Genomic DNA, 20,216 nt, shown 5'->3' with positions numbered 1-20,216 from the left:
CGCATCGATATTTTTTTCCGCTCGCGCCCACGAGCGAACGTTTTGAAGCCCAAAAGGATTTGAAAGGGTTTCTTGTCACTTTGCACTGCAACAATTATCTTGGGCGCGTCAATCAACCGCGCCGGCATCGGGCCGGCGACACTGGAGGGATCAATGGCCGAGAACATGCCACGCCGAGTCGCCATCGTCGGCGGCGCCCGTATTCCGTTCTGCCGCTCGAACACCAAATACTCGCATCAGTCCAATCAGGACCTGCTCACCGCCTCGCTCAAGGCGCTATCGGAAAAATACAAACTCGCCGGCAAGCAGATCGGCGAAGTCGCCGGCGGCGCGGTGCTCAAGCATGCGCGCGACTTCAACCTGACCCGGGAAGCGGTGCTCGGTACCGATCTGGATCCACATACCCCGGCCTTCGACGTACAGCAGGCCTGCGGCACCAGCCTCGAAGCCACCCTGCTGATCGCCAACAAGATCGCCATGGGCCAGATCGACTGCGGTATCGCCAGCGGTGTGGACACCACATCGGATGCGCCGATCGCGATCAACGAAGAACTGCGCAAGATCCTGCTCGACGTCAACCGCGCCAAGACGGGCGGCGAACGCGCGAAGCTGCTGGCCCAGATCCGGCCACGTCATATCGTGCCGAACTTCCCGGGCGTGTCCGAGCCCCGTACCGGCCTGTCGATGGGCGAGCACTGCGAGCTCATGGCCAAGGAATGGAAGATCTCGCGCAAGGCGCAGGATGAACTGGCCGTGGCCAGCCACAAAGCCGCCGCCCAGGCCTATGTTGACGGCTTCTATGACGATCTGGTCTTCCCGTATCTGGGCGTCGAACGCGACAACAACCTGCGTCCGGATACCAGCGTCGAGAAGCTGGCCAACCTCAAGCCCGCCTTCGACAAGGAAAACGGCACGCTCACCGCGGCCAATTCCACCCCGTTGACCGACGGCGCGTCTTCGGTGTTCCTGTGCAGCGAAGAATACGCCGAGGCCAACGGCCTGCCGGTACAGGCGTTCTTCACGCCCTATTCGCGCACGGCGGCCGTCGATTTTGTCGATGGCGGCGAAGGCCTGCTGATGTCGCCCACCTATGCCGTGGCCGACATGCTCGACGCGGCCGGGCTGACCCTGCAGGATTTCGATTTCTACGAAATCCACGAAGCCTTCGCCGCGCAGGTGCTGTGCACCCTCAAGGCGTGGGAATCCAAGAAGTACTGCAAGGAACGTCTGGGCCGTGACACGCCGCTGGGCTCGATCGATACCAGCAAGCTCAACGTCAAGGGCTCGTCGGTTGCACTCGGCCACCCGTTTGCTGCCACCGGTACACGCATCGTGGCGACGCTGGCCAAGATCCTGGACGAAAACGGGGGCGGCCGCGGCCTGATCTCCATCTGTGCCGCGGGCGGTCAGGGCGTGACCGCGATCCTGGAAAAACCGTAACGCCATATCCAAAGGGCATCGAAGGGCCCTTAAGGCGAATGAAAAGACGGGCCACGTGCCCGTCTTTTTTTGTGTGCGGCACGCGCGGCAGCAAACCAACCGGCCGGCATCGCAGCGATTCACACGCTGCGCCACGACTATCGAACGGTTGCGCGGCCACTGATCACGACGCACGCAGGCCTGTGATCCAAATGGATAGAGGACAGCATGATTCTAAGATGGCAGGATGACAAAACCGTGTCGGCGCAAGGGGAAATCACAGGCCGGCACGAATAATGCAAAGCCAGCGTAGCAGGCACAGACCCTTACGCTACGGCGACGATTCAGCAACACAATCAGGGGGTAGCATGAACAGCAACACGATTATCGATGGCATTATCGGGCTGACCCGGCCATGACGGTAGCCCGCGAACATTGGGGGAGTCGCCTGGGCTTCATCATGGCCTCGGCGGGTTCGGCAGTCGGGCTCGGCAATGTCTGGAAATTTCCTTACATGGCCGGGGAAAACGGTGGCGGCGCGTTCCTGATCATCTATCTGGGCTGCGTGTTGTTTTTCGGCCTGTCGCTGGTCATGGCCGAACTCCTGATCGGGCGCATCACCCAGCTCAACCCCGTTGGCGCCTTTCGCAAGCTCGGCGGCCGCGCCTGGGCCGGCGTCGGGGCCATGGGCGTACTCACTGCCTTCATCATCCTGTCCTTCTATATCGTGGTCGCTGGCTGGACGCTGGCCTATATCGTATTCATGGGTGAGAACACCTTTGGCGGCCTGAACGTCGACCAAAGCACGGCGATATTCGAAGGCTTCGTGGCCTCGCCCATCCAGCCAGTCATCTACGCCGCCGTCTTCACCGTTCTCATGGTCGGTGTGGTGCTTGGCGGGGTGGCGTCGGGCATCGAGCGCGCATCGAAATGGCTGATGCCGCTATTGTTCGTTCTACTGGTCGTTCTGGCGATTCGCGCCGTGAGCCTGCCCGGCGCCGGTGAAGGCGTGGCCTTCTATCTGATGCCGGATTGGAGCCGTGTGACGGCCGGCACCTGGGGTGGCGCGATCAGTCAGGCGTTTTTCTCCTTGTCGCTGGGCATGGGCGCCATGCTCACCTATGGCTCCTACATGTCGCGCGAGCAGAACCTGCCCCGTGATGCGTCGCTGGTCGTGGGCCTGGATACGCTGGTCGCCCTGCTCGCCGGGCTCGTCATTTTGCCGGCCGTTTTTTCTGCCGGCATGGAACCCAGCGCCGGCGCGGGGCTCACCTTCATGACCTTGCCCACGGTATTCGCGCAAATGCCGGCCGGGGCGATATTCGGGCTGGCCTTTTTCGTGCTGCTCGCTATCGCCGCACTGACATCGGCCGTGTCGCTACTCGAAGTGGTGGTGAGTTATCTCGTCGACGACAAGGGCATGAGTCGTTTCAACGCGGCCGTGGCCACGGGCATCGTGATCTTCATCCTCGGCATTCCGGTATCCCTGTCGCAAGGGATCTGGGCAGAACACACCATCGCCGGGATGAGCTTCCTGGATTTCGCCGATTTCGCCACTGCGCAGGTCATGATGCCGATTGGCGGTCTGCTGATTGCGTTGTTCGTGGGCTGGCAGCTGGGACCGCGTGCCGTCGAGTCGCTGAAGTCGCATCCCGATCAGTCGTTGCCGCTGGCCGGGCTGTGGTTGTTCATCCTGCGCTTTGTCGCACCGCTCGGGATTGCCTGGATTCTGCTACAGGGGTTTTTCTAAACAACGTCATTCGGGTTGCACACGTAGCCCACACAGGGGGATTCAAAAATGGAAATGCTTACTAACGCGCTGAGCACGCTCAGCGGCTGGGTCTGGGGCCCGGTCATGCTGATACTGCTGCTGGGCACCGGTATCTATCTGACCGTGGGGCTGCGCGGCATCCCGCAGCGCAAGCTGTTCTACGGTTTTTCGATGCTGTTCGCCGGGCGCAAACAGACCACCGAGCCCGGCGATATCACGCCTTTTCAGGCCCTGGCGACCGCCCTGGCGGCAACCGTCGGCACCGGCAATATCGCGGGCGTGGCCACCGCCATCCACCTCGGCGGGCCGGGCGCGGTCTTCTGGATGTGGGTGACCGCCATCGTGGGCATGGCCACCAAGTACGGCGAAGCCGTGCTGGCGGTGAACTATCGCGAAACCAATCGCGATGGCGCCTATGTCGGTGGGCCGATGTACTACATTCGCAACGGCCTGGGCGCGAACTGGAAATGGCTGGCCTTTGCCTTTGCCCTGTTTGCCACGGTCGCGGCCTTTGGCATCGGCAATACCGTGCAATCCAACTCGGTATCCCAGGTATTCGACGAAACCCTGTCGATCCCGCGCTGGCTGACCGGCCTGGTCATGGCGGCCGGCGTGTTCGCGGTGATCATCGGCGGCGTGCAGCGCCTGGCCAGCGTTACCGACAAGCTCGTGCCGGTGATGGCCATCGTCTACGTGATCGGTGCTGCGGTGGTGCTCATCCTCAATGCGGGTGAAGTCCCGGGTGCGATCGGGCTGATCTTTTCCGATGCCTTTACCGGCACGGCGGCCACCGGCGGCTTTGCCGGCGCCGGCATCATCATGGCCATCCGGTTTGGCGTGGCCCGCGGTATCTTCTCCAACGAAGCCGGCCTGGGTAGCGCGCCTATCGCCCACGCCGCCGCGCGGACCGACAGCCCGGTGCGCCAGGGCGTGGTCGCCATGCTCGGCACGTTCATCGATACGCTGATCGTGTGCACCATGACGGCACTCGTGATTATCGCCACCGGTGCCTGGTCGTCCGGCACCACCGGCGCGCAGTTGTCCGCCGAGGCCTTCACCACCGGCATGCCCGGCCCCGGCGGCTGGATCGTGAGCTTCGGCATGGTGATCTTCGCCTTCTCCACCATGCTCGCCTGGAGCTACTACGGCGAACGCACGGCTGAGTATCTGTTCGGCTCGCGTATCGTCACGCCCTATCGCCTAGTGTGGGTGGTGGCCGTGTTCGTCGGCGCGATCGCCGAGCTGGATTTCGTGTGGCTGGTCGCCGACGTAATGAACGCCCTCATGGCGATTCCGAACCTGATCGCCCTGGTGCTGCTCGCGCCGGTGGTGTTCAAGCTCACGCGCGCCTATTTCGATAAGACGTAGGTGACCACGCCGCGGTAAAATGGGTGACGGGATGCAGCCGCCCGGTTGCATCCCGTATCATCGCCACTACGTATCGTACCCCGCGACACGATAGCGAGAGCCCATGCCGAATTCCCGCAGCGCGCAGCGCCCTATTGGGGTGCTTTTTACCAATCTGGGCACGCCCGACGATACGTCGGTACCGGCGGTACGCCGCTATCTCGCCGAATTTCTGAGCGACCGCCGCGTAGTCGATCTCAATCGAGCGCTTTGGCTGCCCATCCTCTACGGCATCATTCTCACCTTCCGGCCCAAGAACTCGGCCGAGGGCTATCGATCGGTATGGACACCGGAAGGCTCACCGCTGCTGGTGTATGCCCGTCGTCAGGCGGAGCAAATCCAGGCCCGCCTCGACCGCGAAGTCGAGCGCCCCGTTCATGTGGCGCTGGCAATGCGCTATGGCAACCCCTCCATCGAAACCGGTCTGCGCGAACTCGATGCCGCGGGCTGTAAACAGGTGCTGGTGGTGCCGACCTATCCGCAATATTCGGCCACCACGGTAGCCACCACGTTCGACAAGATCGGCGAAGTGCTCGCCGACTGGCCGGAGCCGCCGGCGCTACGACAGATCAACCGGTATTACGACGAGCCCGGCTATATCCAGGCACTGGCCAACTCGGTACGCGAGCACTGGGCCGAACACGGGCGCGCCGAAAAGCTGGTGATGTCGTTTCACGGCATTCCCAAACGCTATGTGAAAAACGGCGATCCCTACCCGCGCGATTGCGGCATCACGGCGCAATTGCTGGCGACCGAACTCGGGCTGACCCGCAGTGAATACAAGGTCTGCTTCCAGTCCCGCTTCGGCCGTGAACCCTGGCTTCAGCCGTATCTCGATGAAACGATGAAGGCCTGGGGCGCGGCGGGCATGAAAAGCGTCGACGTCATGTGCCCCGGCTTTTCTTCCGACTGTCTGGAAACGCTCGAAGAAATCAAGGAAGAAAACCGTGAATACTTCGAGGAAGCCGGCGGCGGCTCGCTGCGTTATATTCCGGCCCTCAACGACCGCGACGATCACGTGGACATGTTCACCCGCCTGATCAAGCGCGAACTCTCGGGCTGGATCTGACCGGTCGACTTCCATGTCGACAGAATTCGCCCCCATCTGCTTAACGAATAAAGGCGTGCCATGGAGCTGATCGCCGACTTCGCCCTGAATTACGGGCTGTTTCTTGCCAAGGCGTTGACCGTGGTCATCGCCCTCGGCCTGGCCGTGGCCTGGATATTGAGCATGGTCGCTCAGGCCCGCGCCGCGCGTGAGGGCGATCGGCTCAAGATCACGCATGTCAACGAGCGCCTCGAGCGTATGGCCGACACGCTCAACGCCACCCTGCTCAACGACAGCGAGCGCAAGGCCCGCGCCAAGCGCAAGAAGGTCGAAGACAAGCAACGCCGCAAGGCAGAAAAACTAGGCAAGCGCCACGAACCCGCACGCCTGTTCGTGCTCGACTTCGATGGCGATATCCGCGCCTCGGCGGTGGAATCGCTACGCGATGAAATCACCGCCCTCCTGCAGGTGGTGGAAGCCGAAGACGAGGTCATGATTCGCCTGGAATCGGCCGGCGGCATGGTCCACAGCTACGGCCTGGCCGCCTCCCAGCTCGCGCGGCTGCGGGACGCCGGCATTCGGCTGACGGTCTGCGTGGATCGCCTGGCCGCCAGTGGCGGTTACATGATGGCCTGTGTGGGGGAGCGCATCGTCGCGGCACCGTTTTCCATCATCGGCTCGATCGGCGTAGTCGCCCAGATTCCGAACTTTCATCGCCTGCTCAAGGACAAACAGATCGATTTCGAACTGCATACCGCGGGCGATTACAAACGCACGCTCACCGTGTTTGGCGAAAACACCGAAGAAGGCCGGGCCAAGTTCCGCGAAGAGCTCGAAGACACCCACGGCCTGTTCAAGCATTTCGTGGCCCGCTACCGGCCCGCACTGGATATCGACCGCGTGGCTACGGGCGAACACTGGCACGGCACGCAGGCGCTTGATCTGGCCCTGGTCGATGAAGTCGCCACCAGCGACGATGTGATGCTCGCAGCCGCCCGCGACGGGCGCGACGTCTTTACCGTGGCCATCGAACACAAAAGCGGCCTGATGGCGCGTATCGCCGAGCAGTCACGGCTGGCGATCAGCCGCAGCCTGGGCGAAAGCGGTCTGGCCCGCGTGGTACATCGGGCGCGCTAGCGCGCCACCCGGCGGGCATAGCGGGCCCATTTTGTCCGCTGTGCCCTGCAACTGCCTGTATTGGCCAGGTTCTCGCACACCCCATGAAACTCGTATGCCTTGATACGGTCTTAGGCTGCGGGACGATCCGGGGTACGCCGGTCGTATGGTGAACACACCAACGAGAAAGAACCTATGACGCCAATCGCACGTACGCGTTTCACGACGCTGATTTTTTCCTTTTTCCTGTTAATGGCTTTGAGCAACGCGCAAGCCGCCATACCCAGCGGCATGCTCAGCGGCGACAACCCGTCGCTCGCGCCCATGCTCGACAAGGCCCTGCCGGCCGTGGTCAACGTGGTGGTCACCGGCAAACCGCAGCAGATGCCGGATAACCCGCTGTTCAACGACCCCTTCTTTCGGCGCTTTTTCGACATGCCCGAACAGCAACAGCAGCGCCAGACGCCGCGTCAGCCCACCGCTGCCGGCTCGGGCGTGATTGTCGACGCCGACAAGGGCTATGTGCTGACCAACCACCACGTGGTCACCGACGCCGAGAAGATCGTGGTCCGTCTCAACGACAACCGCGAGTACGAGGCCAAGCTCATCGGCGACGATCCGGAAACCGATATCGCGGTTCTGCAGATCAAGACCGACGACAAACTCACCGAACTGCCCATCGCCAACTCCGACGATCTGCGCGTGGGTGATTTCGTGGTCGCCATCGGCAACCCCTTCGGCCTGCGTCAGACCGTGACCTCGGGCATCGTCAGCGGCCTCGGCCGGCACGGGCTGGGCAATCGCTACGAAGACTTCATCCAGACCGATGCCTCCATCAACCCCGGTAATTCCGGCGGCGCCCTGGTCAATCTCCAGGGCGAACTGGTGGGCATCAACAGCGCCATTCTGTCGCGCACCGGCGGCAATATCGGTATCGGCTTCGCCATTCCCAGCAATCTGGTCAACAACGTCTATACCCAGATCGCCGAGAACGGCGAAGTGCAGCGCGGGCGCCTGGGCGTGGTCGGCCAGAACCTGACCGCCGATCTGGCCTCCGCCTTCGACCTGGATATCAATCAGGGCGTGGTCGTGGCCCAGGTCATGCCGGATTCCCCCGCCGCCAAGGCCGGCATCAAGGAACGTGACGTGATCACGCAGGTCAACGGCAAGGACATCGACGACTTCTCGCAGCTGGCCAATGCCATCGGTCTGAAATCACCCGGCGACAAGGTCACCATCACCCTGTTGCGCAACGGCAAGGAACGCGAGGTCAAGGCCACGCTCGGCAACGCAGCCGACGCGCCCGACAGCGCCGGCACCGCGGGCGGTAACAGCAGCGACCTGGCCGCCGGGTTGCAAGGCGCGAGCTTCGGCCCGCTCACCGACGACAATCCGCTGGCCGGAGAAGTCGAAGGCATCGTGGTAACCGACGTCGAACGCGGCTCGCCGGCCGCACGTGCCGGCCTGCGCCCGGACGATGTGATCACCTCGATCAACCGCCAGCCGATCAGCGAGGTGTCGCAGCTGCAGAAACTCGCCGGCCCGGATACGAAGCAACTGCTGTTGCACGTACGACGGGGCCGCGGCGCGCTGTTCCTGCTGATCCGCTAGCCCGCTTACGCGATCCACGCGATCGCTACTCAAGGCCCGGCTTCTTGCCGGGCCTTTTTTTTGTATATTTCCCGTAGCGCCTGCCGGGCGCTATACTCGGAGCCCTATCCAGGGAGCGCTATGAGCCAGTTCGAGATCGCCCACTTCGAAGACCGTGTCGAGGCCTTGATCCAGGCCTATCGCGCGCTGCTGCGCGATTACGAAGCGCTCCAGCATACTTATGAGCAGGAACAGGCCCGTAATCGAGAAACGCGTGAACGTCTCAACGGCGTGATCGAACGTATTCGCGCCCTCGAGGCGGAAGCCGACAACGCCTAACGGATCGACGCATGCCGCCAGAAAAACAAACCGCGCTGACCATCCGTATCCTCGGCCGCGATTATTCCATCGCCTGCCCGGAGGGCGAGCGCGAAAGCCTGTTGCATTCCGCCGAATACCTGTCGCGGCGCATGCATGCGATCCAGCGCAAGGGCAAGACGCTAGGCATCGAACGCATCGCCGTGATGGCCGCGCTCAATATTGCCCGCGATCTGATCGCTGCCGAACGCCGGCTCGAGCGCCAGGACGCCGGCCTGCCCGCCACCGATGGCGAAATCACCGAGCGCCTGTCGCAGCTCCAGCTGCATATCGAATCCGCGCTCAAGGAACCCAACTAGCCGGGTAACTCATCATCGCGCGCGAAGACAGCCCTCGCTTTGCGATAATCGCCTGCGGCCCCGGCACACGCGATCGTTCGATCGCATGATTGGCACCACCGCTTCGAGCCGCGTATCATCAATCTTGCCGGCACTCCTGCGGTGTTCGACGACCTCCCGGTTCCCCTTGAGCCTAAGTACCTAAACCGGGGTGGGAAACGTCGCAGGTGAGTACGCCCGCCTTGCTGCGGGAAACCTAATGCGGCGTGGAACGCCCCACTTGAGCATTCGTCTCAAGGATAGTGGACGGTCGACGGCACAGGCGGGAGTGTCGGCCCTTTCGTTTTCTCTGCCAGTCGTGGATGCTGTCACGCCATGAGCGTTTCCATCGACGACCAGCGCCGCGCCGCGCTTCGCGCGCGCCGCCGCCTCGCCCCCCAGCAAGCCCGTAGGGCCAGCCGCCAGGCCTGCCAACGCATTGCACGGCTGCCCGTGTTCCGTCGTGCGCGCCGTATCGGCCTGTACTGGCCCATGCGCCACGAAGCCGATCCGCGGCAGCTGCTGCCCTATTTTCAGGCACATCAGCAGGCTTTATTGCCGCGTGTCGCCGGCCAGCAGCTGGAGTTCATCGCCATCGACGGTGCGGAGTTTCGTCAGCGCCGCAGCGCGCTGGGTATCGTCGAGCCCACCCAGCGCCATGCCCGGCCCGTAGCCGCGCTCGATCTGCTCATCATGCCCCTGGCCGCGTTCGATGCCGCCGCGCGCCGTATCGGCATGGGTGGCGGCTTTTACGACCGCACACTCGCGGCCAAGCGCAATCGCGGTTTTCGCGGCCCCTGGCTGCTGGGCCTGGCCTTCGACGTGCAGCGCGTCGACCGCATCGCCACCCGCGCTTGGGACATTCCTCTGGATGCAGTGGCCAGCGATGCCGCCATTTACCGGCGCGCGACCTGCCCCGGGTCACTGCGGTAAACTCGGGCGCAACGCACTCAATACGTTTTAAAGGACTGGCTACGCATGCGTTATTGGCTGATGAAATCCGAACCCGACGAGTTCAGTATTCAGGATCTACAACAGCGCAAGAACCAGACCGAAGGCTGGGACGGCGTCCGCAACTATCAGGCGCGCAACTTCATGCGCGACGACATGTCGGAAGGCGATCTGGCTTTCTTCTACCACTCCAACACCAAGGTGCCCGGCGTGGTCGGCATCATGCGTATCTCGCGGGCCGGCTATCCCGACGACACGGCCTTCGACCCGAAGGATGCCCACTACGACCCCAAATCCGATCCGGCAAAGCCGCGCTGGTATCGCGTTGACGTCACCTTCGAGCGCGAACTCGAACGCGTGATTTCCCTGGCCGAAATCAAGGATCATGCCGACGAACTCGGCGATTTCCCGCTGGTGCGCAAGGGCAACCGTTTATCAGTCATGCCGGTGGATAAAGAGCACTGGGATTTCATCCTCGGCCTGGAACACAACGCACCGAAATAGCCCATTCCCTGCGCACGTCGTCCTGCGCCCCAACTTAAAGAGGCCCGATTCATGCCCCAAGATCCGATTGCCGCGTGGCACGAACTCGTCGAACGCCGTAGCCCCGAAGGACTGGATGCGCTGGTTGATGAAAACGCCGTGTTCTACTCGCCCGTCGTCCACACGCCGCAAACCGGCAAGGCCGTCACGGTGCAGTACCTCAGCGCAGCACTACAGGTATTCGTCACCGACGATTTCCACTACGTGCGTCAGGTGAAAGACGACAACAACGCCATCCTCGAATTCGAGGTGGAACTGGACGGTATCCAGGTCAACGGCGTGGATATGATCCGCTGGAACGACGCCGGCAAGATCACCGAATTCAAGGTCATGCTACGACCGCTGAAGGCCGTCAACCTCATCCATCAGAAGATGGCGGCCATGCTGCAGCGCGGCTAGCGCGTAGCCACGGCCTGATCGACCCGCTCGGTCACTGCTCCCACCGGAATTAGCGCCATAACACCTGCGTCGTCCTCGATACGGGTGCCCCATTTGAGGGTATCGGGCGTGGCGTTGCGATAGCGGGCTGCGGCTTCGGCGAAATAGTCGACACAGAATTCGCGTGAGCGGTAGGCGCCGCTGCGGCGTGGGTCGGTCGCGGCATGCAGCGAAATCGTAGTGATGTCGGTGGCGTTGGCCATATGCGCCGGGCCGGAATCAGGGGTGACCAGTATCCGGCCGCGCTCGAACAGGGCGATCAGCTGTTTGAGGTTGGTCTGGCCGATCAGGTTGGTGGCCGGCGTTGTCATCGCCGTCTCGATATCGGCGCCCATCTGACGTTCGAGGTCACTCGGCCCACCGACCAAGACAACTCGGAGCCCATACTCGCGCGCTGCGTAGTCGGCGACCGCGGCGTAGCGATCGGCCACCCAGTTGCGGCGCGTATGACTCGAACAGGGGCTGATGAACAGAATTTCGCGGGCATCGTCGCCGAGCAGTTCGCCCGCCCGCGCACGATCGGCCTCGGCGATTGGCACACGCCAATCCATGACCGGCTCGGTCGCACCCAGCATGCCGGCAAAGGCGAGAAAGCCGTCGACGACATGTCGGCTTTCCACGGCGGGGATACGTTCGCGCACGAACAGGCGCTGGGCGTCGCGCGCGCGGCGGGCATCGAAGCCAATACGCCGGTTAGCCTTGACCAGCAGACTGATGCGATTGGCCCGCCAGCTGGCATGCATATTCAACAGCGCATCGAAATGGCGACCGGCGAGTTGGCGCTTGAGATCGACAATCGCCGCACGCCCACCGCGTTTGTCATAGACCAGACAATCCACACCGGGGATATCGGCCAACAGTCCGGCTTCGGCCTTGTTGATGATCCAGCTGATCTGGATATCGGGGCGCGCCGCCTGCAGGGTCCGGATCGCGGGTACGACGTTGGCGCAGTCGCCGAGTGCCGACAGCCGCAGAATACAGACTCGGCGCGGTATTGCGTCCTGCCGCCCGCCGGTCATTGCGCAGGTTTGGCGTCGTCCGGCTCGCCGCTATCGTTTGCGCGCTTGTCATCGCCCGGCGACGGCCGGTCGGCCGAGCGCTCGGCTTCGATAAATATCCGTTTGACGTTTTCGCAGCGTGCCTTGATATCGCGATCCATGCGCTCGATCTCGGTCTGGATCTGCTCGCCGGTCAGGCCGCCGGCAAAGCGCACACTGATATTGACGAGAATGAAATTCGGCCCGACATGCATGGTCAGCACTTCGTTGACCCGGGCAACGGCGTCGTGGGTGGACACCACGTCGCGAATATCGCGGACCACGTGCTGATTGGCCGCTTCGCCAATCAGCAGGCCCTTGGTTTCGATCGCCAGCCATACGGCCGTGATCGCGAGGATAATGCCGATACAGATCGAGGCGATGCCGTCGAAGATCTCGATACCGGTGAGCTGGCCGGCCAGCAGCGCCGCGAAAGCCACCACCAGGCCGAGCATGGCGGCACTGTCTTCGAACAGCACCAGGAATGCGCCCGGGTCCTTGCCGCGGCGCACGGCCTCGAACACGCCCCACTTGCCCTTCACCCGGTTGAATTCCTTGGCCGCGACAAACCACGCCGCACCTTCGAAAAGCATCGCCAGGCCGAGCACGATGTAGTTGATCAGCGGGCTTTCGACCGGATGCGGGTGCAGCAGGCGATTCACGCCTTCGTAAATCGAAATGCCGGAACCCACCGCGAAGATGAGCACCGCGACCATGAAGCTCCAGAAATAGATTTCCTTGCCATAGCCAAACGGAAATTTCGTATCCGGCGGGCGTTTGGCCCGCTTCATGCCATAGAGCAGCAGCCCCTGATTGCCCGTGTCCACGGTCGAGTGAATGCCTTCGGCCATCATCGCGGCACTGCCAGTGAAGGCCGCGGCGACGAACTTGGTCACCGCAATCAGCAGATTGCCGGTGAGCGCGGCGATGATGACGGTCTTCGAACCCGAGGCCATGGCGTTATCCCTGAGAGACAAACGGCCGCCGCCCACACGGGCGACGGCTTGAACGATCGATCAGTGCGAGTGCAGAAACAGCTGGTAGGCCGGGTTCTGACTTTCCTCGGCGTAGTCGTAACCCAGCGCATCCAGCGTGGCGCGGCAGTCGGCCTGCTGATCGGGCCCGACCTGCATGCCCACCAGCACGAGCCCGTGGGCATGACCGTGGTTGCGATAGTGAAACAGCGAGATGTTCCAGCGATCGCCCACGCTGTTGAGGAATTTCAACAATGCGCCCGGGCGCTCGGGGAATTCCACCCGGAACAGCACTTCGTCACCGGCACCACGCGCCCGGCCGCCGACCATATGGCGCACATGCAGCTTGGCCATTTCGTTGCGGCTCATATCCACCACCTCGTAGCCATCGGCTTCGAGATCGGCGATCAACGCATCGCGCTCGGCTACGCCGTTGGTGAGCTTGACGCCACAGAACACCTGGGCACGCTCGGCATCCGCATAGCGGTAGCTGAATTCGCTGATCGAGCGATCGCCAATACGCATACAGAACTGGCGAAACGAGCCGGGGCGTTCCGGAATGGTCACCGCCAGCAGCGCTTCGCGGCGTTCGCCCAGTTCCGCGCGTTCGGCGATATAGCTCAGCCGGTCGAAATTGACGTTCGCCCCCGACGTGATCGCCACCAGATCCTGGTTTTCGATACCGGTTTCGGCGACGTATTTCTTCGCACCCGCCACGGCCAGCGCCCCGGCCGGCTCGGCCAGCGCGCGGGTGTCTTCATAGATATCGCGCACCGCGGCACAGATTTCATCCACGCTGACGGTCATCATCGCGTCGACATGCTTGCTGCACAGCCGAAACGGTTCCTTGCCGGCCTGCTTGACGGCCACGCCATCGGCAAACAGCCCGACTTCCGGCAGCATCACCCGCTCGCCCGCACGCAAAGCCGCGCCCATGCTCGCGGCATCTTCGGGCTCCACGCCGATCACGCGGATCTCGGGGCGTACGCTCTTGATATAGGCGGCCACGCCGGCCAGCAGCCCGCCGCCACCGACACACACGAACACCGCATGAATATCCTGCGGATGCTGACGCACGATCTCCATACCGATCGTGCCCTGGCCGGCGATGACGTCCGGATCGTCGTAGGGATGGATATAGACCAGCCCATCGCGTGCCTGCAATTCGGCCGCGTGGGCCGCGGCTTCATCGTAGCTGTCGCCGTGGAGCACGATCTCGCCGCCAAAACCGGCCACCGCCCGGACCTTGATCTCGGGCGTGGTGCGCGGCATGACGATCACTGCGCGAATACCCATATTGCGCCCGGACAGCGCCACGCCCTGGGCATGGTTGCCGGCCGATGCGCAGATCACGCCGCGCTCACGCTCTTCGGGCGTGAGCTGGGAAATTTTGTTGTAAGCGCCGCGCAACTTGAACGAATGCACCGGTTGCAGATCTTCGCGCTTGAGATAGAGCGCGTTACCGATACGCTCACTCAGCTGGCGGGCCTGCATCAACGGCGATTCGATCGCCACATCGTAGACACGCGCGGTGTTGATGCGCTTGAGATAATCGGCATCGCCGATATCCACGGCCGGCGCGGTCGACGATTCGGCGGTCTGTTTCAGGCTGCTGTTCATGGGTCGCATGGGTTAGAACAAGCGTCAATGCTAAACCCTTGCGTGCTTGCAGACCATCGTCGAGGCGTATCCAGGCTACCGATATCGGCTCGCGACAGGCACACGCCATCGCGTATCATGCGCCCAGTTTGTCGACCGGGGTCGAAATGGACACCAGCATTGTTTTTGTAGGCGGCGGCAACATGGCCACCAGCCTGATCAGCGGCCTGCGCAACGCCGATTGGGCCGGCGATCGTATTACCGTCATCGAGCCGGATGAGGCCAAGGGCGAACAGCTCGCCAAAGACTACGGCGTGAACACCGTCGCCCAGGCGGATGCGCAAACCCTCAAGGCGGATGTGATCGTGCTCGCGGTCAAGCCGCAGATGCTACGTGAAGTCGCGCAAGGCCTGGTCGAACCGCTGGGCGATCACAAGCCGCTGTTCGTGTCGATCGCTGCGGGCGTACCGATCGCCGGGCTGCGCGAATGGCTGGGCGCGGATCATGCCTATGTTCGCTGCATGCCCAATACGCCATCGCTGATCGGCGCGGGCGCGACCGGCCTGTATGCCGACGACGGCGTGAGCGATGAGCAGCGCAAACTCGCCGACGCCATCCTCGAAACCGCCGGCGTGACTGCCTGGGTCAACGACGAATCGCTACTCGATGCGGTCACTGCCACCTCCGGCAGTGGCCCGGCCTATTTCTTTGCCTTCATGGAAGCCATGCAGGCGGGCGCAATCGAACTCGGCCTGGATGAAGCTACCGCCCGCGAGCTGGTACTGCATACCGCACTCGGCGCCGCGCGCATGGCAATCGAATCCGGCGACGACCCGGCCACCTTGCGCGAAAAAGTCACTTCGCCGGGCGGCACCACCGCCGCCGCGCTCGAACAGTATGCCGAGGGCGATCTGAACGCACTCGTGGGCCGGGCCATGCAGGCCGCGGCCAGTCGTGCCGACCGTCTTGCCACCGAACTGCTCGATAAGTAGCCGATGCTCAACAACGCCAACGACGCCCTGCTGTTTCTCGTCGATACGGTCTTTGCGCTGTATATCGTGGTCGTGCTCATGCGCGTGCTGCTGCAGTGGGTGCATGCGGACTTTCGCAACCCCATTTCGCAGTTCGTCTGGCAGGCCACGCGCATGCCGGTAGGCCTGATCGGCAAGCTCATCCCGCGCTGGCGCAATCTGGACATCCCCGCGCTGGTCTTCGCGGTGATCCTTTGCTTCATCAATATCGAGATCGATCTCGCCCTGGCCGCGCCCCAATTCGGCCCCCAGCCCGTGCTCGCCCTGTGGTGGTCCGTGCTCAAGGCCGCGGTGCTGGTCTGCAATTTCTATTTCTTCACCATCCTCATCCAGGCGCTGATGTCGTGGATATCGCCCGGCCAGTATTCGCCGGCCACGGCGATTCTGTGGACGATCAACGAACCGCTGCTGCGCCCGGTGCGCAATATCGTGCCTATGGTCGGCGGGCTCGATCTGTCGCCGCTGGTGCTGATCATCGGTTTGCAGGTCATCAGCCGCCTGCTGCCGCTGCCGGGCCTGTTCCGTTAGCGATATGACCAGCCACGCCCACACGCCGGCATCGGTGGGTCTCGTTGCGCCGCAGACCCTGCACGTCGAAGGCCCCATGCGCCTGGATTGCGGCAAGCAGCTGACCCACTTCGATCTGGTTTACGAAACCTACGGCACGCTCAATGCCGATGCCTCGAACGCGGTGCTGATCTGCCACGCCCTATCGGGCAATCATCACGCGGCCGGCTACCACAGCGAGCAGGACCCCAAGCCGGGCTGGTGGGACAAATGCATAGGCCCCGGCAAGATGATCGATACCGATCGTTTCTTCGTGGTGTGCCCGGCGAACCTGGGCGGCTACAACGGCTCCACCGGGCCGGGCAGCTTGCATCCGGACACCGGGCGCCACTACGGCCCGGATTTCCCCGTGGTGACCGTCGCCGACTGGGTGCGCTCGCAGGACATCCTGCGTGCGGCGCTGGGTATCGAGCAGTGGTGTGCGGTCATTGGCGGCAGCCTCGGCGGCATGCAGGTCATGCAGTGGGCGATCGACTTCCCGAATCGGCTGCGCCATGCGGTGGTCATTGCTGCCGCACCCAAGCTATCGGCCCAGAACATCGCCTTCAACGAAATCGCCCGTCAGGCCATCGTGACCGATCCGGAATTCCACGGCGGGCGCTACTACGAACACAACGTGGTCCCCCGGCGCGGCTTGATGCTTGCACGCATGCTCGGCCATATCACCTATCTCTCCGACGAAGCCATGCGCGCCAAGTTCGGCCGCGACCTGCGCGACGGGCGGATTTCCTACGGCTTCGACGTGGAGTTCCAGGTCGAATCCTATCTGCGTTATCAGGGCGCGTCGTTCGTGGATCGTTTCGACGCCAACACCTATCTGCTGATGACCAAGGCGCTGGATTATTTCGATCCGGCCCATACACACGGCGGAGATCTGGCCAAGGCCTTCGCCCCGGTAACCGCACGTTTCATGGTGATTTCGTTCACTTCGGACTGGCGTTTCGCGCCGGCGCGCTCGCGCGAGATCGTGGATGCGCTGGTCGATGCCGGCAAGCAGGTCTCCTACGCCGAGGTGACGTCCGATCTCGGCCACGACGATTTTCTGCTAACCATGCCGCACTACGTAAATACGCTGCGCGCCTATCTCGATCGCGCCGCACGCGAGATCGGCGCATGAATACGCAAGCCACGAACAGCCATGATGGCCTGCGCGACGATCTGGCGCTGATCTCGAACTGGATCACCCCCGGCGCGCGCGTGCTCGATCTGGGCTGCGGCGACGGCGCGCTGCTGGCCCATCTGCAGGGCCACAAGCAGGTCAGCGGTTACGGCCTGGAAATCGATGCCGACAACGTCATCGAATGCGTGGCTGCCGGCGTGAACGTGCTCCAGCTCGATCTCGATGCCGGCCTGGAACAGTTCGAGGACAACAGCTTCGATTTCGTGGTCATGAGCAGCGCGCTCCAGGAAGTGCGCCGGCCCGACGAGCTCATCGACGAAATGCTGCGTATCGGGCGTGACTCGATCGTGACCTTTCCCAACTTCGGCCACTGGAAACCGCGTATATCGCTGGGCCTGCGCGGGCTGATGCCGGTCTCCGGTTCCTTGCCGAACCGATGGTACGATACCCCCAACATCCATCTTTGCACCGTGCGGGATTTCGAAACCTTATGTCGGCAAAAACAGGTGGACATCGTACGCAGGCACGTGGTCAATCATGCGCATCGCAGCAATATCGGCATGCGCACCTTTCCCAACCTGCTCGGCGAAATCGCCCTCTACCAGCTACGCCATCACGCCACGCGCTGATCGCGCTCGCATTTTTCGCCCTGCTGTGGATCGCCCTGCCGGCAGTCGCCGGTGGCAGTATCAACAGCGGCGACTATGTGCTGCATTACAGCGCCGTGAACAGCTTGCAGATCCCGCAGGCCGTGGCCGACGCCAACGATATCGAGCGCGACGGCGATACCGCGATCGTAATGATCACGCTGCAAAAACCCACCGGCGATGCGCCCCTGAATGCGGTGCCGGCGAACGTCACCGGCAGCGCACGTTCGCTCATGGGCGAACGAAAAACGCTTTCGTTCAAGCGTGTGGAGAGTGCGAACAGCGTGTACTCGCTGGCGCCGGTGGCAATCAAGGATGATCAGACACTGACCTTCGATCTGAACGTGCAGGCCGTAGATGGCCGCGCCACCATCCCGGTCCGCTTCAACCAGACGTTCTTTACCCGCTAAGCGCTGGTTGCTGCTGGTACCACGGCATGCCCACGACCATTGTTGATGGTGCAGAAAACATAGCGGGCCGTGCTCAAGCAAGCAGGTTGTCCGCAAATGAACGCGAGGAAACGCGAATAAGACACCAGAGCAATGGATTTCAGGGCCGGGATCGGTGGTTCGAGGCAAATACCAACCGCTGTCGAAGCGCGTAAAGCCTTCGCTGGTAGTTCTTCGAGCGACTTCGCGGCCGGCTCGCGCCTCGAGCCCGCAACGCCTGCAACGCCTGCAACGTACCACGGTATCCGCGTGAATCTGCGTTGATCTGCGGAGGGTTTGCCTCGTCAAGACAAACCCCGAAAGGACGGGCGACCACTGATGCGTATGCGCTGCGGAAAAAGTCGGTCCGCGCCGTTCAAGCAGGCAGGTTGTCCGCGAATGAACGCAAAGCCACGCGAACAAGGCGAAAATCAGATCGCGCCACGCCCGGGTGGCCTGCTGTTCACGCCGCAAGCTGGGCCCTGTACTAAATAATCAAACCGCTTGGATACGATCAAACGCGCCCTTGGTACGTGACCAAACGCTACGTACTTGTGTCTTCTGGCGCTCAGTTGCAGCCAAACACCGGACGCGGCCGTTGCACGGCGCCTGGCGACCGCCGCGTTTTCGAAGCCGGCGACCATGTTTGCGTTCCTTGGCGCATCCGGTAGCGCCCAGGCGAATGCCCTGTTGGATCGATCCGAGTAAGCAAAGCTTAGTAGCCCGACCGTGGTGCGATGGATCCGGCTACGCGCCGGTCACCGCGAGCTTGGCGCGAATGAACTGCTCGTGCGGCAGGTATAGCAGTTCGGAAAGTTCGCGTAGCAGATGCTCTTCATGGGCATCGATATGGCGGTCGGCATAGGCCACGCGCCACAGCATTTCCAGGACCTGGCGTTTTTCGCCCTCATCGAGGCCGTCATTGAGGGTCTTGAGGTATTTGTACAGCGATACCGATTGCTGCGCCTTGGGCGCGGCCGCGGCCATGAGTTCTTCGGTTTCCCCCGCATCGAGGCCGAAGTGACTTTGCAACTGACGACGTATCTCGGCGTATTCGACCTCGTCGTGGCGATGGTCGGCATGGGCCATCTCCAGCAGCAGTACGGCTGCGGCGATGCGCTGGGCGCGCTCGATATCGCGCGGTTCGTCGACCTGCGGATTGAGCGCCTGGCTCAATCGTTCAAACAACCCCATTACAGACTCTCTTTCAGATGCGCGACCACGCGTTTTCTCAGATCGGTAAGCCGGCCATGCAGGAAGTGCCCGGCCCCTTCGAGAATCTGGACATCGACCGGCGGCTCGAGTTCACGTACCGCCGCGATCGACGCATCGACATCGATCACATCGTCGGCATCGCCGAACACGGCGAGCCAGTCGGTTTGCGGACGGGGCAGCGCACCGTCGAAATAGGTCGACGGAAAGCCGACCGTCACCAGGCTCGGCGGCGCGTCGCGATCGGCCAGCCGTAGTGCGACCGCCGAACCGAACGAAAACCCGGTGAGTGCGGCCAGCGGCAAGTCGGAAGCGGCCAGCGCCCAGTCGCGCACTGCGGCCGCATCGTCGACCTCGCCGACGCCGGCATCGTAGCTGCCCTGGCTCGCGCCGACACCGCGAAAGTTGAAGCGGATCGCGGCAAGCCCGGCCATGACCGCGGCGCGCGCGATCATGAACACCACCTTATTGTCCTTGGTGCCGCCATGCTGCGGATGCGGATGACAGATCACCACGATACCCCGCGCGCCCTCCTCGGGCGTATCGATATCGATCTGCAGTTCGCCGGCCGGGCCGTCGATCTGTCCGCTGGCGCTTTCGCCGGCTTCAGGCCATTCGAGCAT

The 20,216-nt window shown here is 62.8% G+C and carries 21 protein-coding genes and 1 other RNA gene; 17 read left to right on the top strand and 5 right to left on the bottom strand.

Annotation, left to right across the window (positions count from 1 at the left end; genetic code table 11):
• Positions 1-153: 153 nt before the first annotated feature.
• The 12 genes from S4A8_RS10505 to S4A8_RS10450 all read left to right on the top strand — a co-directional run bounded on the left by S4A8_RS10505 (position 154) and on the right by S4A8_RS10450 (position 10,939).
• Positions 154-1,440 carry an acetyl-CoA C-acetyltransferase gene (locus S4A8_RS10505; RefSeq protein WP_353176110.1) on the top strand — a complete coding sequence of 429 codons (1,287 nt, stop codon included), beginning with the start codon at positions 154-156 and terminating at the stop codon, positions 1,438-1,440.
• Between the two features lie 394 nt (positions 1,441-1,834).
• Positions 1,835-3,169, top strand: coding sequence for a sodium-dependent transporter (locus S4A8_RS10500; protein ID WP_353220111.1), 1,335 nt, complete (start codon positions 1,835-1,837; stop codon positions 3,167-3,169).
• Between the two features lie 48 nt (positions 3,170-3,217).
• Positions 3,218-4,558, top strand: a complete 1,341-nt coding sequence (locus tag S4A8_RS10495; protein ID WP_353220110.1) for an alanine/glycine:cation symporter family protein — start codon at positions 3,218-3,220, stop codon at positions 4,556-4,558.
• Between the two features lie 103 nt (positions 4,559-4,661).
• Positions 4,662-5,666, top strand: a complete 1,005-nt coding sequence (hemH, locus tag S4A8_RS10490; protein ID WP_353220109.1) for a ferrochelatase — start codon at positions 4,662-4,664, stop codon at positions 5,664-5,666.
• A gap of 60 nt (positions 5,667-5,726) precedes the next feature.
• Positions 5,727-6,782, top strand: a complete 1,056-nt coding sequence (gene sohB / locus S4A8_RS10485; RefSeq protein ID WP_353220108.1) for a protease SohB — start codon at positions 5,727-5,729, stop codon at positions 6,780-6,782.
• A 174-nt stretch (positions 6,783-6,956) separates the two neighbouring features.
• On the top strand, positions 6,957-8,372 hold the full coding sequence (locus S4A8_RS10480; RefSeq protein WP_353220107.1) for a DegQ family serine endoprotease: 1,416 nt from the start codon (positions 6,957-6,959) through the stop codon (positions 8,370-8,372).
• A gap of 120 nt (positions 8,373-8,492) precedes the next feature.
• Positions 8,493-8,690, top strand: a complete 198-nt coding sequence (locus S4A8_RS10475; RefSeq protein WP_353176117.1) for a hypothetical protein — start codon at positions 8,493-8,495, stop codon at positions 8,688-8,690.
• Positions 8,691-8,701: 11 nt separating this feature from the next.
• The gene (locus S4A8_RS10470) at positions 8,702-9,028 is read left to right on the top strand and encodes a cell division protein ZapA (protein WP_353176119.1); all 327 of its coding nucleotides are present in this window, start codon (positions 8,702-8,704) and stop codon (positions 9,026-9,028) included.
• Positions 9,029-9,158: 130 nt separating this feature from the next.
• Positions 9,159-9,340: non-coding RNA, 6S RNA (gene ssrS / locus S4A8_RS10465), on the top strand.
• A gap of 42 nt (positions 9,341-9,382) precedes the next feature.
• A complete protein-coding gene (locus S4A8_RS10460) occupies positions 9,383-9,979 on the top strand; it encodes a 5-formyltetrahydrofolate cyclo-ligase (protein WP_353220106.1) in 597 nt (198 codons plus the stop codon).
• 45 nt (positions 9,980-10,024) lie between these two features.
• Positions 10,025-10,501: an EVE domain-containing protein gene (locus S4A8_RS10455; protein ID WP_353220105.1), complete on the top strand. Its 477-nt coding sequence runs from the start codon at positions 10,025-10,027 to the stop codon at positions 10,499-10,501.
• Positions 10,502-10,552: 51 nt separating this feature from the next.
• Positions 10,553-10,939, top strand: coding sequence for a nuclear transport factor 2 family protein (locus S4A8_RS10450; protein WP_353220104.1), 387 nt, complete (start codon positions 10,553-10,555; stop codon positions 10,937-10,939).
• Here the strand turns inward: S4A8_RS10450 and S4A8_RS10445 are convergent.
• The 3 genes from S4A8_RS10445 to ilvA are packed head-to-tail and all read right to left on the bottom strand — an operon-like array spanning position 10,936 to position 14,609.
• Positions 10,936-11,997 (bottom strand): glycosyltransferase family 9 protein, encoded by a 1,062-nt coding sequence (locus S4A8_RS10445; protein ID WP_353220103.1) that lies wholly within the window; start codon positions 11,995-11,997, stop codon positions 10,936-10,938. The genes S4A8_RS10450 and S4A8_RS10445 overlap by 4 nt on opposite strands.
• Complete coding sequence (locus S4A8_RS10440) at positions 11,994-12,971, bottom strand: cation diffusion facilitator family transporter (protein WP_353220102.1); 978 nt, start codon at positions 12,969-12,971, stop codon at positions 11,994-11,996. Before S4A8_RS10440 ends, S4A8_RS10445 begins: the two co-directional genes overlap by 4 nt.
• Before the next feature lie 60 nt (positions 12,972-13,031).
• On the bottom strand, positions 13,032-14,609 hold the full coding sequence (ilvA, locus tag S4A8_RS10435; RefSeq protein WP_353176199.1) for a threonine ammonia-lyase, biosynthetic: 1,578 nt from the start codon (positions 14,607-14,609) through the stop codon (positions 13,032-13,034).
• Positions 14,610-14,755: 146 nt separating this feature from the next.
• Here ilvA and proC point away from each other — a divergent pair, with 146 nt between their 5' ends.
• The 5 genes from proC (at position 14,756) to S4A8_RS10410 (ending at position 18,363) form a co-directional block, all read left to right on the top strand.
• A complete protein-coding gene (gene proC, locus S4A8_RS10430) occupies positions 14,756-15,580 on the top strand; it encodes a pyrroline-5-carboxylate reductase (RefSeq protein ID WP_353220101.1) in 825 nt (274 codons plus the stop codon).
• Positions 15,581-15,583: 3 nt separating this feature from the next.
• Complete coding sequence (locus S4A8_RS10425) at positions 15,584-16,147, top strand: YggT family protein (protein ID WP_353220100.1); 564 nt, start codon at positions 15,584-15,586, stop codon at positions 16,145-16,147.
• 4 nt (positions 16,148-16,151) lie between these two features.
• A complete protein-coding gene (gene metX, locus S4A8_RS10420) occupies positions 16,152-17,303 on the top strand; it encodes a homoserine O-succinyltransferase MetX (protein WP_353176137.1) in 1,152 nt (383 codons plus the stop codon).
• Positions 17,300-17,935 carry a methionine biosynthesis protein MetW gene (gene metW, locus S4A8_RS10415; protein WP_353220099.1) on the top strand — a complete coding sequence of 212 codons (636 nt, stop codon included), beginning with the start codon at positions 17,300-17,302 and terminating at the stop codon, positions 17,933-17,935. The genes metX and metW overlap by 4 nt, the downstream gene beginning before the upstream one ends.
• A 77-nt stretch (positions 17,936-18,012) precedes the next feature.
• Positions 18,013-18,363, top strand: a complete 351-nt coding sequence (locus tag S4A8_RS10410) for a DUF4426 domain-containing protein (protein WP_353220098.1) — start codon at positions 18,013-18,015, stop codon at positions 18,361-18,363.
• A gap of 765 nt (positions 18,364-19,128) precedes the next feature.
• Here the strand turns inward: S4A8_RS10410 and S4A8_RS10405 are convergent.
• Both S4A8_RS10405 and S4A8_RS10400 read right to left on the bottom strand, forming a co-directional pair.
• Positions 19,129-19,575, bottom strand: coding sequence for a tellurite resistance TerB family protein (locus S4A8_RS10405; protein WP_353176143.1), 447 nt, complete (start codon positions 19,573-19,575; stop codon positions 19,129-19,131).
• A complete protein-coding gene (locus S4A8_RS10400) occupies positions 19,575-20,216 on the bottom strand; it encodes an alpha/beta hydrolase (protein WP_353220097.1) in 642 nt (213 codons plus the stop codon). The genes S4A8_RS10405 and S4A8_RS10400 overlap by 1 nt, the downstream gene beginning before the upstream one ends.

The sequence above is a fragment of the Salinisphaera sp. S4-8 genome, from assembly GCF_040361235.1.
In the GTDB taxonomy this organism is placed as follows: Bacteria; Pseudomonadota; Gammaproteobacteria; order Nevskiales; family Salinisphaeraceae; genus Salinisphaera.
Note: the sequence above shows the minus strand (reverse complement) of the source record. Positions and strands in the feature narration are given on the sequence as shown.